Source organism: Martelella sp. (genome assembly GCF_984369615.1).
The window spans coordinates 1-12,541 of record NZ_CFHTCS010000102.1 but is presented as its reverse complement, the minus strand read 5'-3'; the positions used below and the strand labels follow the sequence as shown (position 1 = coordinate 12,541).

At 63.7% G+C, this 12,541-nt stretch carries 10 protein-coding genes; all 10 read right to left on the bottom strand.

Features of this window, described 5'->3' with window-relative positions; all coding sequences use genetic code 11:
- Window positions 1-45: 45 nt before the first annotated feature.
- Window positions 46-3,015, bottom strand: a complete 2,970-nt coding sequence (locus tag AC5DC2_RS10440; RefSeq protein ID WP_491698427.1) for a bifunctional [glutamine synthetase] adenylyltransferase/[glutamine synthetase]-adenylyl-L-tyrosine phosphorylase — start codon at window positions 3,013-3,015, stop codon at window positions 46-48.
- Between the two features lie 85 nt (window positions 3,016-3,100).
- Complete coding sequence (locus AC5DC2_RS10435; RefSeq protein WP_024707503.1) at window positions 3,101-4,525, bottom strand: sensor histidine kinase; 1,425 nt, start codon at window positions 4,523-4,525, stop codon at window positions 3,101-3,103.
- Window positions 4,526-4,643: 118 nt separating this feature from the next.
- Window positions 4,644-5,387: a response regulator transcription factor gene (locus AC5DC2_RS10430; RefSeq protein WP_024707504.1), complete on the bottom strand. Its 744-nt coding sequence runs from the start codon at window positions 5,385-5,387 to the stop codon at window positions 4,644-4,646.
- A gap of 79 nt (window positions 5,388-5,466) precedes the next feature.
- Window positions 5,467-7,005, bottom strand: a complete 1,539-nt coding sequence (locus AC5DC2_RS10425) for a Do family serine endopeptidase (RefSeq protein WP_491698426.1) — start codon at window positions 7,003-7,005, stop codon at window positions 5,467-5,469.
- A gap of 108 nt (window positions 7,006-7,113) precedes the next feature.
- A complete protein-coding gene (locus AC5DC2_RS10420; RefSeq protein WP_491698425.1) occupies window positions 7,114-7,578 on the bottom strand; it encodes a cytochrome c-type biogenesis protein in 465 nt (154 codons plus the stop codon).
- Complete coding sequence (locus AC5DC2_RS10415) at window positions 7,575-9,572, bottom strand: heme lyase CcmF/NrfE family subunit (RefSeq protein ID WP_491698424.1); 1,998 nt, start codon at window positions 9,570-9,572, stop codon at window positions 7,575-7,577. Before AC5DC2_RS10415 ends, AC5DC2_RS10420 begins: the two co-directional genes overlap by 4 nt.
- Window positions 9,569-10,012: a cytochrome c maturation protein CcmE gene (gene ccmE / locus AC5DC2_RS10410; RefSeq protein ID WP_491698423.1), complete on the bottom strand. Its 444-nt coding sequence runs from the start codon at window positions 10,010-10,012 to the stop codon at window positions 9,569-9,571. The genes AC5DC2_RS10415 and ccmE overlap by 4 nt, the downstream gene beginning before the upstream one ends.
- Window positions 10,009-11,145, bottom strand: coding sequence for a c-type cytochrome biogenesis protein CcmI (gene ccmI / locus AC5DC2_RS10405; protein ID WP_491698422.1), 1,137 nt, complete (start codon window positions 11,143-11,145; stop codon window positions 10,009-10,011). The genes ccmE and ccmI overlap by 4 nt, the downstream gene beginning before the upstream one ends.
- Window positions 11,146-11,251: 106 nt before the next feature.
- On the bottom strand, window positions 11,252-11,662 hold the full coding sequence (locus AC5DC2_RS10400) for an RT0821/Lpp0805 family surface protein (protein ID WP_491698421.1): 411 nt from the start codon (window positions 11,660-11,662) through the stop codon (window positions 11,252-11,254).
- 164 nt (window positions 11,663-11,826) lie between these two features.
- Window positions 11,827-12,541: ATP-binding protein (locus AC5DC2_RS10395; RefSeq protein ID WP_491698420.1), on the bottom strand; the 715-nt coding region annotated here is incomplete at its 5' end.

Here is a 12,541-nt window from a genome sequence, read left to right as displayed (position 1 = left end):
AATCGGAATCGATTTTCGGAAAGCACGATGCGTAGATAAAATAGGTTAGAGCGCCTTGTCCTCGGCAAAGGGAAGCAGCTTTTCGAAGATCACCCGCACGTCGCGTGCATGATCGGCGATCTTTGCCTCAAGAGCGCTGACATCCGGGCAATCGGCGAGCTTGTACAGGCGCTCCAGAAGACCGGACGGCGCGGTTTCGGGCTCGAAACCCTCATTCAGGCAGGCGCGGGTCAACTGGGCAATGTCGGTATAAAGCGCAAGCGCCTTGCGGCAGGTCTCCAGGTCGCCCGCAGCCATCACCTCCGGGCCGAAACGCGCCAGAACATCGTCCGTGGTCATCGCGTCCGCGCCGCCGATTTCGCCGCGCGGCACATGGCAGGCGAGATGGCAATACTGGGCGAGGAATTCGATATCGACCAGCCCTCCGGGAATGAGCTTCAGGTCCCACGGGCTCTTTGCCGGCTTCTCGCGTTCGATGCGGGCGCGCATGTCGGCAATGTCGCGTGCAAGTTTCCCGAGACCCCGCTTCTGCCCCAGGATGGCATCGATCACGGCCCCGGTATCGGCCATCAGCGACGGGTCGCCGCACAGCGGATGGGCGCGCGAAAGCGCCATATGCTCCCAGGTCCAGGCATCGTTCAACTGGTACTTCTCGAAAGCGGCAAGCCGCGTCGCCAGCGGACCGGCATTGCCGGAGGGGCGCAACCGCATGTCCACCTCGTAGAGCACGCCTTCGGCCGTCGGCGCGCTCAGGGCGGCGACCAGGCGCTGGGTGACGCGGGCAAAATAGCGCGGCACGTCAAGCTGTTTCGGGCCGGACGACATGGCAAGCGGGTCGTCGCAATCGTAAAGCACGATCACGTCGACATCGGAGCCCGCCGTCAGTTCAGAACTGCCGAGCTTGCCCATGGCGAGAACGCAGGCGCGCTGGCCGTCGACCATGCCATGCGCCTCTTCCATCTGCGCCAGCACGCCCTGAAGCGCCTCGTCGATCACCAGCGTCGCGAGCGTCGTCAGCGCGCGGCCGGCGGCAAAGCCGCTGATCGACCCGGTCACCAGCCGGATGCCGATGAGGAAGCGCTGCTCGGCGGCAAAAATCCTGAGGCGGTCAAGCCGCTCCTCGTAGATCTCCACGCCGCTCATGAAGTCCTCCAGCCGGCCGGCAAGATAATCGCGGGTCGGGATTTCCGTCATCAGCGCGGGGTCGAGCATGCCGTCGACGATATGGGCGCGCGCGGCGATGATCTCGGCGAGCCTCGGCGCTGCCGACATCACCTCGACGATGAGCAGCATCAGGTTCGGATTGTTCTTGAGAAGCGAGAAAAGCTGGACGCCGGCAGGCAGACCGGAGAGAAACCGGTCGAAGCGCAGCAGCGCCTCATCACCCCTGCGGCTTGCGCCGAAGGCTTTCAGGAGTTCGGGCATGATCTCGGTCAGCCGCTGACGGGCCTTGGTCGTCTGCGTCGCGCGGTAGCGGCCGTAATGCCAGGTCCGGACAACGCGGGCGATGTCCTCGGGCCGGTCGAAGCCGAGCTTGCGCAGGGTTTCGAGCGTTCCCGGGTCATCATCCTCGCCGGTGAAGACGAGGTTGCCCGCCTCGCCCGAAAGCGTCTCCTCCCGCTCGAACAGGCGGGCATAGCGCCGCTCGACGGTCTTCAGCGCTTTCAACAGGGCGCCGGAAAAAGCGTCCGTGGTCTCAAAACCGCTCATGCGGGCGATTCTCAGAAGTTCGGCATCATCCTCCGGCAGAACGTGACTCTGCTCGTCGCGCACCATCTGGATGCGGTGCTCGACATCACGCAGGAACCAATAGGCCTCTGCCAGTTCATCGGCGGTGGCCTTGTCGATCCAGCGCGCCTCCCGCAATGCCGCGAGCGCATCGACGGTCCTGCGGCATCGGAGTTCCGGCATGCGCCCGCCGGCAATCAGTTGCTGGGTCTGGACGAAGAACTCGATCTCGCGGATGCCGCCGCGTCCGAGCTTGACGTTGTGGCCATGAACCGCCACCAGGCCGAAGCCCTTGTGGGCATGGATCTGCCGCTTGATCGAATGGATATCGGCGATCGCCGCATAGTCGAGATATTTGCGGAAGATGAACGGGACCATTTCGGCGAGGAAAGCTTCGCCCGCCGCAAGGTCGCCGGCAATCGGCCGCGCCTTGATGAAGGCGGCGCGCTCCCAGTTCTGGCCGCGGCTCTCATAATAGAGAAGCGCCGCCTCGACCGGAATCGCCAGCGCCGTCGATCCCGGATCGGGCCTCAGGCGAAGGTCGGTGCGGAAGACGTAGCCGTCGCCGGTGCGCTCCTGCAGGATGCGGATCAGACGGCGCATCAGCCGGGGCACGAGCGCGCGCGGATCATCCTTGTCCGTGAAGATCTTCGCTTCCGGCTCGAAAAAGACGACGATGTCGATGTCGGAGGAATAATTCAGTTCGCAGGCGCCCAGCTTGCCCATCCCGAGAACGACCATGCCCGATTGATCCGAGGGACGATCAGGGGATTGGAGCGCGAGCTTGCCCTCCCCGGCGGCCGATGTGAGCAGATGGTCCACCGTCGCGGCAACTGCGGCGCTCGCAAAGTCACTCAGCAGAGCTGTCGTCTTTTCCGGCGGGATCATGCCGGCGAGATCGGCAAGCGCCGTCAGGAACGCGACCCCGCGCTTGGCCCGGCGCAGGCGCAGCATGATGTCGCTGTCGCTGACCTTGCCCTCCCCATCCCGCCAGGCTGCGCGCGCCGTCTCGATATCGGCTTCAATCTGCGGCAGGAACGGCTCATCGATGCGGGAAAGCAGTTCGGGGTGGGCGCGGAAGCTGTCGAACAGAAACGGCGAAAGCGAAAAGGCCGCAGCGAGGAAGCGCGTCAGCCGGTCGTCACGGTCGGCGAGAAATGCAGAAAGCCCGTGCTTTTCAGCCGCCGCAGCCATCTCGTCAAGGGCAGACCGCGCCAGTTCGTCGTTGAGCGGGAAAATGGGTTCCCCCGCCATATCGCGCAGTGTGCCGCCTGCCTGGTCGCTCATCTTTTCCTCCGTATGCCGTTTGCTCTGCCTTAACATCGCGGACGGCAGGCTCAAAGCAAAAGACGGAGGCGCATGGAGCGACGCGTCAGCCGGCGCTGCCCTTTTCGCTGACGATCGCAAAGCGCAGCACAGCCGCAAGACCGGAATACCCCTCGACGAGGCTCCCGGCCTCAACAAGCGAAAACGCGCCGCCATGCATCGAAGCAACGGCATCCACCAACGACAGGCCGAGCCCGGTTCCGGGCTTCGACCGGCTCTCATCGAGCCGGAAGAAGCGTTGTTTGACGTCGTCCATGCGCGAAGGCGGAATGCCGGGTCCGTTGTCGGCCACCACGAACACGGCCTGACGCCCTTCCCGCTTCAGCGAAAGGTGGATCGACTGCCCGCAACCCTCGGAATATTTGATGGCATTGTCGAGAAGATTGAAGATCGCCTGGCCGATCAGTTCGCGATTGCCGTTGACGGAGATATCGCTTTCGATGGCGCAGTCGAGCGCAAGACCGGCCTCCTCGGCAACCGGGCCGTAAAGCTCGGCGCTGTCCTCGACGATCGCCGAGAGGTTGACGACCGACATCTCGGCGGCAACAGCGCCCGCTTCGACGCGGGAGATCATCAACAGCGCGTTGAAGGTCCGGATCAGTTGGTCCGATTCGGCGATGATGCCTTCCAGGGCCAGACGCCGGTCATCGGGGTTCTCCGTCGCTGCCGCATCTGCTGCCTTGTTGCGCAGGCGGGTCAATGGCGTCTTCAGGTCATGGGCGATATTGTCGGAAACCTGGCGCAGGCCCTCGTTCAGCCGCACGATACGGTCGAGCATGAGGTTGAGGGAGTTGGAAAGCCGGTCGAATTCATCGCCGGAGCCGGTGACGGGAAGACGCTGGGAGAGATCGCCGGCCATGATCTTGCCGCTTGCACTCGACATCCGGTCCATGCGCTTCAGCGCATTGCGCCCGATCGCGAACCAGATCACCAGCGCGCCGACGCCCATGATGATGAGCGCGAGCAGCAACGCCTGCCGGACAACGATATGCAGCCGCTCGGGATCGCCGAGGTCGCGACCGATCAGCAGCCTGATGCCGTTGTCGAGCTCGATGACATAACCGGCGGCAAGGTTTTGATGCGTCCCGCCATTGTTTTCGGCAAAGCCCTCATAGCGGAAGGGCGGCTCGATCCAGCCGAGCCGGTTCAATACGCCCGGCTGCAGCGAGGCGACATTGCTGGCGAGAATTTCTCCCTGCGGGCTGGCAATGACATAGAGATTGGCGCCGGGCTGGCGCGCGCGTCGCTCGATGATGTTGAAGACGCGCCGGATGCCGCCGCTCTCGAAAGCGAGATCGAGTTGGGTAACCTCGGGTTCAAGCGAGGCCCTGGTCTGCCGCACGACGAGATCCTCTGAGACCGCGGTGACGTAAAACACCATCACCGCCGCGCACAGGCCGAACAGAAGGATATAGACGGCCGAAAGACGGACGGCGGTGGATTTGAACAGGAGCCGCAGGCGTTCTCTCATCGGTTGCGATCGCTGTTGGAAGCGCGCCCAGGAAAAGCGGAGACCGGTTTTCCGTCCGGACGCGCGAAAAGACAAAAGGTTAGAGCATGTTCGCGATTCACGGAAACGCGGACATGCCCTAGGGATCGGATTTGATCATGTAGCCGGAGCCGCGGATCGTCTTCAGAAGCGGCTTGTCGAAATCCTTCTCGATCTTGGAGCGCAGCCGCGACACATGCACGTCGATCACATTGGTCTGCGGATCGAAATGATAGTCCCACACGTTTTCGAGGAGCATCGTGCGGGTGACCACCTGCCCGGCATTCTTCATCAGATATTCGAGGAGCCTGTACTCGCGCGGCTGCAGCGTGATCTCGCGCCCGGCCCTGCGCACCTCGTGCGACAGGCGATCCAGTTCCAGATCGCCGACCCGATAGACGACATCCTGGTCGGGCGCGCCCTTGCGCCGGCCGAGAACCTCGACGCGGGCCAGAAGCTCGCTGAAGGCATAAGGCTTGGGCAGATAGTCATCCCCGCCTGCTCTGAGCCCCGTCACGCGATCGTCCACCTGCCCCAGTGCCGAGAGGATCAGCACCGGCGTGTGCACGCCGCGCGCGCGCAACGCCGAAATCACCGAGAGCCCGTCGCGGCGCGGCAGCATGCGGTCCACGACCAGCACGTCATATTCGTTCTCGCTCGCCATGAACAAGCCGCTCTCGCCATCGCCCGCATGTTCGCAGGTGATGCCGGCCTCGCGGAAGGCCTTGGTCAGATAGGCGGCGGCCTCAAGATCGTCTTCAATAACCAGAATACGCATGGCGGCGACACTATCGCCATTGCGATCTTCGTTACAAGCAGTCTTGAGGGTTTCGTCGACAGACATTTTGGCTCCTCCGAAAGGGCGGCAAAACGAAAGGGGCGCACAGGTCCTGCCCGTGCGCCCGCCATTCTGTCAGTGCCGATCAGCCGGCATCCTCGTTCTCGCTACCGGTCGGCAGGGCGGTGAACATGCTGCCGTTTTCGGTCTCGACCTGGAAAAGCGCCTGCTTGCGTCCGTTGTTCGCCGCCTCTTCGACCTGATCAAGGATGTCCTGGGCAGAGCCGACTTCCTTGTTGTTGACGCTCAGGATCTTCTGCCCTTCGGCAAGCCCCTTCTGAGCGGCATCCGAATCGGGATTGACGACGGTGACCGTTACGCCCTTGCCGTCATCGGACGGAACGACCTCGATCCCCATCCGGGTCATCAGCGAGCTCTCGGCGGGCGCGCTCATGCCTTCGGCGGCCGCCAATTGGTCCTCGGTCGGGAATGCACCGAGCGTGACATCGACCGTCTGCGACTTGCCGTCGCGCCAGACGGAAAGCTCAACCTTGTCGCCCGGCTCCATCATGCCGATCATCCGGGAGAGCGAACGCGCGTCCTCGATGACCTCGCCGTTGACCGCGGTGATCACATCGCCCTGCCTGAGCCCGGCTTCGGCGCCGGGACTGTCGGAGGTCGGCTCGGAGATCATCGCGCCTTCCGGTTTTGCCAGACCGATCGCATCGGCGATATCTTCGGTGACGGGCTGAATGCGCACGCCGAGCCAGCCGCGCTCGACCGCGCCGTCATCGATCAGATCGTTGACCACGTCCTGGGCCAGATGCGAGGGGATGGCAAAGGCGATGCCGACATTGCCGCCGGACGGCGAGAAGATCGCGGTGTTGATGCCGACCACTTCGCCGTTGAGATCGAAGGTCGGACCGCCGGAATTGCCGTGGTTGACGGCTGCGTCCACCTGGATGTAATCGTCATAGGGGCCGGAGGCGATGTCTCGCCCGAGCGCGGAGACGATGCCCGAGGTCACCGTGCCGCCGAGGCCGAAGGGGTTGCCCACGGCCACGACCCAGTCGCCGACGCGCAGCTTGGAATCATCGGCGAAGTTCACATAGGTGAAGTCGCGGTCGGCATCGACCTTCAGGACGGCGAGATCGGTGCGCGGATCAGTGCCGACGAGCTTGGCGTCATATTCGGTCCCGTCATCCATCAGAACGGAGAAACTGTCGCCTTCGCGCACGACGTGATTGTTGGTGACGAGATAGCCGTCCCCGGACACGAAGAAGCCTGACCCCTGAGCGACCGGACGCGGACCGCCACCGCGCGGCTTCGGCGGCTGCTGCGGCTCCATGGGCGCGCCGAAATCCTTGAAGAAACGCTTCAGGGGATGATCATCCGGCAGGTTGTCAAATCCGCGTCCGCCAAAGCCGAAGCCGAAGCCGTCATTCTGGGCAACGGGCTGGACATTGCTCTCAACGACCACGGAGACCACGGCCGGCGAGACCGCCTCGACCACGTCGGCAAAGCCCGGCACCTTGGGGGCCTCGACATAAACCGGGTCGGCGAGGGCTTCGGGAACGGTCAGGGGCGCACCTGCCGAAAACAGCACAGCGGCAACGCCGCCGGCAAGCGCCGAGGCTTTCAGAATCGGCTTGAACTTGTTGTATCCGGAAGTCTGGTCGAGCATCTGGTCTACCTTTTCCTTGATTGACGTTTTTGAAGATGTCTTCAAATCGGATAAAGGCACTATAAATGTTGCGACCTTACAGCAATCTGTCCACAAAATGACGGATTGTTAATTGTCGTCGCCATCCGCGAGAAGCCGCTCGAGGCGCTCCTCCTCCACCTGGGAAAGCGGGCGATCCGGCGCGCGACGCGACTTCGAAAGGCGCCACACCACGATGCCGCCGATCACGACCAGCAGCGCCGGCGCGCCCCACAAAAGCCATGTCTTGGGCGAGAAGCGGGGCTTCAGCAGCACGAATTCGCCGTAGCGCGAGACCACATAGTCGATGACCTCCTCATTGCTGTCACCGTCGACAAGACGGTCCCGCACCAGAAGCCTCAGGTCCCGCGCGAGATCGGCATTCGAATCATCGATCGACTGGTTCTGGCAGACCATGCAGCGCAGTTCGGCGGAAATCTCGCGGGCGCGCGCTTCGAGTGCCGGATCGTCCAGCACTTCGTCAGGCGTCACGGCTTGGGCCGATGTCAACGGCGCCAGGAGCAGAACCATGGCCAGAAGGGCGGCAAGCTTCATTCCGCTGCCCCTGCATGCGCGGCCGCGTCCATCGAGCGCCTGCGACTGCGCGCGGGCGCGCCGACGCGCAGTCGCCGGTCGGTCAGCGAAACCACGCCGCCAAGCGCCATGGCCACGCCGCCGAGCCAGATGCACAGGATAAACGGTTTCCACCACACCCTGACGACCCAGGCGCCATCGGCGCGCTCATCTCCGAGCGAGACATAGAGCTGGCTGAGGCCGAAGGTGGAGATGCCGGCCTCGGTCGTCGGCATGTTGTTGGCGAGGTAGACCCGCTTGGCCGAAAAGCTTTCGGTGACGGGCCGACCGTCTCGGGCAATCGTGAACGCGCCCCGTTCATCGACATAATTGGGGCCTCTTACGGGTGTGATGCCGTCGAATGTCACCGTGTAGCCGCCGGCATCCACGCTCATTCCGGGCGTCATCTCCAGAACCGCCTCGGTCTCGTAGAGCGAAACCGCGACGACGCCGAGAACCATCACGCCGAGGCCGAAATGGGCAAGCGCCGCGCCGAAGGCGGAACGCGGCAGGCCGACAAATCGCGGCCATGCCCGCGCCATCGACATCCGGCCGAAACCCGAGCGATACCAGAGATCGCTGGCCGCGCCGAACATCAGGAAGAAGGCAATCGCGATGACAAGGCCCGCGAGAACCGGGCCGCGGGAATGGTAGTAGATGAAGCCGGCAGCCAGAACGAGCGCCAGAACTGCCGCGACCATCAGGCGCTCGCCGGCCGCCTTCAGGTCGCCCCTTTTCCACGACAGCATCGGGCCGAAGGGAACGGCGAGCAGAAGCGGGATCATCAACACGCCGAAGGTCATGTTGAAGAAGGGCGGGCCGACGGAAATCTTGTCACCGGTAAGCGTTTCGAGAACCAGCGGATAGAGCGTTCCGGTCAGCACGGTTCCCGTTGCCACCGTCAGGATCAGGTTGTTGAAGACCAGAGCCCCCTCGCGCGAAATCGGCGAGAACAGGCCGCCGGCGCGCAGGAGCGGTGCGCGAAAGGCGAACAAAGCCAGCGAGCCGCCGACGAAGAAGGCAAGGATGGCGAGAATGAAGATGCCGCGCGTCGGGTCGGTCGCGAAAGCGTGCACCGAGGTCAGAACGCCGGATCGGACGAGAAAGGTTCCGAGCAGCGACAGCGAGAAGGTCAGGATCGACAGGAGCACCGTCCAGATCTTCAGCGCCTCGCGCTTTTCCATGACCAGGGCGGAATGCAGCAGCGCTGTGCCGGCAAGCCAGGGCATGAAGGAGGCATTTTCGACCGGATCCCAGAACCACCAGCCGCCCCAGCCGAGCTCGTAATAGGCCCAGTAGGAGCCCATCGCGATGCCGGCCGTCAGAAACAGCCATGCCAGAAGCGCCCAGGGCCGGACCCACAGTGCCCAGGCCGCATCGATCCGCCCGCTGATGAGCGCCGCGACCGCAAAAGAAAAGCACACGGAGAAGCCGACATAACCGAGATAAAGCAAGGGTGGATGGATCGCGAGGCCGAAATCCTGCAGGATTGGATTGAGATCCTGTCCCTCTCCCGGCACGGGAAAGATCCGCATGAACGGGTTCGAGGTGAACAGGATGAAAAAGAGAAAAGCCGTCGCGATCAAGGCCTGGATCGAGAGCACATTGGCCCTGAGATCATCGGGAAGATTGCGGCTGAAGGCGGCAACAAGCGCGCTGAACAACGTCAGGATCAGAAGCCAGAGCATCATCGATCCCTCGTGATTGCCCCAGACGCCGGAGAACTTGTAGATCAGCGGCATCAGCGAGTGCGAATTCTCCCAGACATTGCGGACGGAGAAATCGGAGACCAGATGGCTGCGGATCAGCACGCCGAAGGACGTCGCCACCAGGGCGAACAGAGTGAGCGTTCCGCTGACGGCCACCGCCATCATTTGCGGGTTGTTCCGCCTGGCGCCGACAGCCGGCACCAGAAAGGTCACAAAAGCGACCGCAAGCGCGAGGATCAGCGAGAACAGACCGAGTTCAACCGTCACTGGCTCGTCTCCCCCTCCCAGACGCCGTCTTCCTTCAGGCGGTCGGCAACTTCCTTGGGCATGTAGTTTTCGTCGTGCTTGGCAAGCACCGTGTCGGCATGAAACGCGCCGTCCCTGTCGAAGCGTCCTTCCGTCACCACGCCCTGCCCTTCACGGAAGAGGTCCGGCAGGATGCCGGCATACCGCACCTCGACCGCGCCGGAGCCATCGGTCACGGTGAAAAGAACATTGGAGTTCTCCACGCGCTTGATCGACCCCTCCTCGACCAGCCCGCCAAGCCTGATGCGCGTTCCCTCGCCGACCGGCTTTTCGGCAAGGTCGGACGGCATGTAGAAATAGGAAACGCTGCGGCTGAGCGCAAACAGCACCAGCAGCACGGCGACGGCAATGAAACCGACGCCGCCTGCGATGACAGTCAGCCTTTTCTGCTTGCGATTCAACGCTCTGCTCCCGATAACTGCAGCGAGGCTCCAAAGGCCTCAAGCCTTGCGCCCTGCGCGCTGTCCCCTCCGAAGTAACCGATCGCCTGCCGGAGGGCCAAAACCGCCTTTTCCTCGTTTCCGAGAACACTATAGGATCGGATCAGACGCATCCAGCCGTCGATATCATCCGGATCATCTTCCAGCCTTTGCTCAAGCCCGGCGACCATGCCATCGATCATCTCGGCGCGCGCCTCATCCGAAAGATCGGACGCGGCCGCCACCGCCTCTTCGTCGGGGCCATTCGGCACGACGCCATCGGCGGGACGCCCGCCGCTATTGGCCGCGATCCGGCGGTTAACCATGTCGCGCCAGGGAGACCCTTCCGGCAGCGCGTTTTCAAGACGCCTGAACCGCTCCGCCGCCACGGCGCTGTCTCCCGATTGCTCGGCGGCAAGAGCCATGAAGTACAGCGCGCGCAGGTCATCCGGGTCAAGCGCCTCCGCCTTTCGGAAAAGGTCAAGCGCCTGGTCCGTCACGATCCCCGCATGCATGGCGACGATGGCCTCCCCCTGCCCGGCCAGCCGATCGGCGGTCGCGCCCGAAACGCGGATCGCATTGGCATAGGCGTTCTCTGCCGCCTCGAACCGGCCTTCGCGCAGATAGATCGGCGCGATCACATCCCACCCGCGTCCGTCCTCGGGGTTCTCGGCAAGATGCTGCTCCACGCGCGCCACCAACACGGCAAGGTCGGGTTCGTCCGCATTCATGCGCGCGGCAAGCGGCTGATCCGGCGCGCCCGGCGTGCCGAGAATGGGATAGAGCAAAGCCGACCCGACCATCAAAACCAGGATCGCGGCAGCCGTCCCCCAGGCCGTCGCGCGGCGGCCGGCCCTGCGTTCGGGAGCAAGGCCCCCCTTGTCGGAAACGGCCAGGAGCCGCCGACCGATCTCGGCCCGCGCCGCTTCGTATTCCTTGTCGCTGAGCAACCCTTCCGCTTTTTCGCGCTCGATCTCGCGCAATTGATCGCGATAGACGGCGGACTGGCCCGCAGCCGGCCCTTCGCCCCCGCCTGCGGGTTTGCGCAGCAGCGGCAGGGCGACCGCGAGGGCCGCGACCAGGAAGACGACAAGGGCTGGAATGGCGAAAATCATAACGATGTCTTCGTACGCTACCGCCGCACAATAGCCAACACACTAAAGCTTTATCGGCGCAATCTGCCGCAAAAGGTCGCAGCAGGGAAGAGCGCGAGGGACACGGCTAATTCAGCAGCGACCACAGCCCGTCCTCGCCCCGGCAGGCGGCGCCGCGTCCGACATATTCGCGGCCGTCGATGTTCACGCGCTGCGTGTATTGCCGGCAGTTCTGGTCCCCTACCTGATAGGGACTGGCCGCGGTCACGCTGCCCGTGGCATCCCGCCCCTGCCAGGTGACGGTTTCGCCCGCGGGAACGGAGGCGAGCGCGTATTGTTCTGCCTGCAGGGCTTTCGCGCGGTCGGCAGGCGAAAGGGCGATGCCCGCGCGCTCCACCAGCCCGCCTTCAAGAGCGACAGCGGGAACGGCTTGCCGGGACGCGGGCGAGGGTGCCACGCCGGTGGGAATCCCGGTGTCGGTCGTGGCGCAACCCGAAACCGCAATAGCGGCGGCGGCGAGCAGAATGATCCGTTGCACGATGTTGTTACCCCCTGAACGTCATGAATTGGTTCCGCCCTACGGCGCGGGACAAAGCGGCTCCAAGGCGCGGGCAAGGCATAGCATGGACTGATGCGCCCTTGGACCTAGAAACAGATTATGGCCAGATTTCGCCGGACCGGCCGCCCGGCCAAGCGGAACGGCTATTTTTTGAGTTTCGCCGGCAGCACGATGCGTGCGTGTAGTCCGGCTCCCTCAAGCCCCGTCAACTCGAACCGGCCGCCATAAGCCTGCACGATGTCGTCGACGATGGAAAGGCCGAGTCCGGAACCCGATCCGCTTTCGTCAAGCCTCTGGCCGCGTTTCATCGCCCTGCGGATCTCCTCGGGCGTCAGTCCCGGGCCATCGTCGACAACCGTGATTTCCGCCCATTCGCCGGCTTCCGCGCCACCCTCCATCCTCAGGACATCCACCCGAACCTCGCCCTCGGCAAAACGGGCGGCATTCTCAAGCAGGTTGCCGACCACTTCCTCGATATCCTGCTGCTCTACCGCCAGCACAAGACCGGGAGCGCAGGAGAGCACGAAATGCGTATCGGGATTCAATCGACGCATCACGCGGACCAGGCGTTCCAGAACGGGCTCCACCTCACAGCGCGTCAGCACCGATTCGGTTTGCGCGGCAATCCGCGCCCGGTTCAGATAGGCCTGGACCTGCGCCTGCATCATCACGACCTGCGACGCGATCAGCTTGCCGCCCTGCCCGCCCATGGCCTGCGCCTCGTTCAAAAGCACGGCAATCGGCGTCTTCAGCGAATGGGCAAGATTGCCGACCTGCATGCGCGCGCGTTCGACGATCGTGCGATTATTGCGAAGAAGCGCATTGATTTCGTCGGCGAGCGGTTGGATTTCGACGGGA

What these genes read in the sequence shown, in the direction of transcription:
- AC5DC2_RS10430 (WP_024707504.1), bottom strand. Translation starts at nt 5,387, where the DNA reads ATGTCTGTCGACGAAACCCTCAAGACTGCTTGTAACGAAGATCGCAAT.
- AC5DC2_RS10440 (WP_491698427.1), bottom strand. Translation starts at nt 3,015, where the DNA reads ATGAGCGACCAGGCAGGCGGCACACTGCGCGATATGGCGGGGGAACCC.
- AC5DC2_RS10435 (WP_024707503.1), bottom strand. Translation starts at nt 4,525, where the DNA reads ATGAGAGAACGCCTGCGGCTCCTGTTCAAATCCACCGCCGTCCGTCTT.
- ccmI (WP_491698422.1), bottom strand. Translation starts at nt 11,145, where the DNA reads ATGATTTTCGCCATTCCAGCCCTTGTCGTCTTCCTGGTCGCGGCCCTC.
- AC5DC2_RS10420 (WP_491698425.1), bottom strand. Translation starts at nt 7,578, where the DNA reads ATGAAGCTTGCCGCCCTTCTGGCCATGGTTCTGCTCCTGGCGCCGTTG.
- AC5DC2_RS10425 (WP_491698426.1), bottom strand. Translation starts at nt 7,005, where the DNA reads ATGCTCGACCAGACTTCCGGATACAACAAGTTCAAGCCGATTCTGAAA.